The 1,677-nt window shown below is 29.0% G+C and carries 2 protein-coding genes; both read right to left on the reverse strand.

What is annotated here, in order from left to right; genetic code table 4:
• Positions 1–846 (reverse strand): DEAD/DEAH box helicase family protein (locus N1F73_RS03625; RefSeq protein WP_260360147.1); only part of this gene is annotated, 846 nt, incomplete at its 3' end.
• Complete coding sequence (locus tag N1F73_RS03630; protein WP_260360148.1) at positions 833–1,567, reverse strand: DNA methyltransferase; 735 nt, start codon at positions 1,565–1,567, stop codon at positions 833–835. The genes N1F73_RS03625 and N1F73_RS03630, both read right to left, overlap by 14 nt.
• Positions 1,568–1,677: the final 110 nt, after the last annotated feature.

Genomic DNA, 1,677 nt, shown 5'->3' on the forward strand with positions numbered 1-1,677 from the left:
TGGATGAATATTGATTAATGCCGGTTCTGATTCGGCATCATCATAAGCTTTTTTGATTTCTTTAAATCTTTCACATGCTTTTTGCAATAAATCAAAGTCACTAATTTCTTCTAAAAATTTATCGACCTTAAAATCATTTCGTTTTGCTTCAGTTTTAATTAACTTAATTGAGTCAGTTTGCAATTCTTTTTCAGTGATTACTACTTGATTTTGTGTTCTTGGCGGAGTAGCGGTCATTTTAATAATGTATTGTGCAGCTTTTTGCACCAAAGCTTCAAAATGCTTCTCATTTTGTTGATCTTTATTTTTAAAATCGCTTCTATCAATGTCAACAAAATTGTTTTTAACTTCACCCCCGTGGTGTGATTCATCTCTTATGTAGATTAATTTATAACCTTCACTTTTAATTTCTTGAATAAAGTTTTCTAGATAATTATATTCAGTAAGGATTCTGCCTTTACCAAAAGTTGAAGCTCCAAAAATCATCACTTTATTTTGTTCTAAAACTAATTGTGGTTCGTAGTCTTTATTTTTAGTTTTATTAACACTGGGCGATTCAATTCTTTCAATATTTCTAATTGAATATAAAACATGTTTATATTCGTTTAAATTTTGTTCCATTTGTTTAGGCAATTCGCCAGAAGACAAAGTTGCTATAATGAAGAATAATTTTTGCTTGTGTCCGTGTAATTTAATTAAACGATCAATCACATTAGCGATCATAAATGTTTTACCACTACCGGTAGGTGCTTTAAAATAAACAGATGACTTATTATCCAAATCGCATTTTTCAACTAATTCATTAACCGCTCTAGCTTGCACATCAGATAAATTAATTGTTGTCATTTTGTTTTTCCTTATCATTATCAAGCGGTTTTAGAGACATTAAATCATAATACAGATGCTTTTCAAATTTTGTCGATGTTGTAATTCCATTATCTTGTAATTCTTTAATTAAGGTTTGCTTAATCAATTCATTATTAACATTGTCATTAAAAAGTTGTGTATCAAAATATTCAATGCTAAAAACATTAAGATTTTGTTTATAAGGCTCATTTTTTTCTAGTCATTTGAATGTTTCTTCTTTTGTTCCCCTACCATTATTTATTCTGTAAAGTCTTTCGTAAGTCACATCGTGTGCGATGTTATTTTCGTTATTAGTAACAAGGGTAAAAGTTCTGTTTCCGCCATCTTCTCTATTTAATTCCATAACGGCATGGCCTGTTGTACCAGAACCGGCGAAGAAATCAAGAACACGTGCGTTTTTGTTGTCATATACATGCATTCTAATTAAATATTTAATTAATGAAACGGGTTTTGGAAAATTAAAACTCTTATCCATTAAAATATTAAATAATTCAGTGCTACCTGTAATATTAAAACCTACATTATCTTTTGGCTGTATTGATTTTCTCGGTATTACTATTTCACCTGCGTTGTCTTTCATATAACGTAATCTTAAAAGCGATGTTTTAGATATTATTTTAGTGTTCTTTAGTAATTCAATATTTAAGTTTTCTTGACTTCATTTTCATTTTGATGAAATTTCTAGAGGGATATAAAACAAAGTAGGTAGAAATACCTATTTTTCATTTTTACCTTAGGGGTTTTTGGAAAAGTACTAGAAATAGTCGTTTTAAGGAGCCTGTATGCTGTATAAAATTTGAAATAAATCCC

Origin of the sequence: Mycoplasma sp. HS2188 (genome assembly GCF_025209835.1) — a bacterium.
Lineage (GTDB): Bacteria > Bacillota_I > Bacilli_A > Mycoplasmatales > Metamycoplasmataceae > Mycoplasmopsis.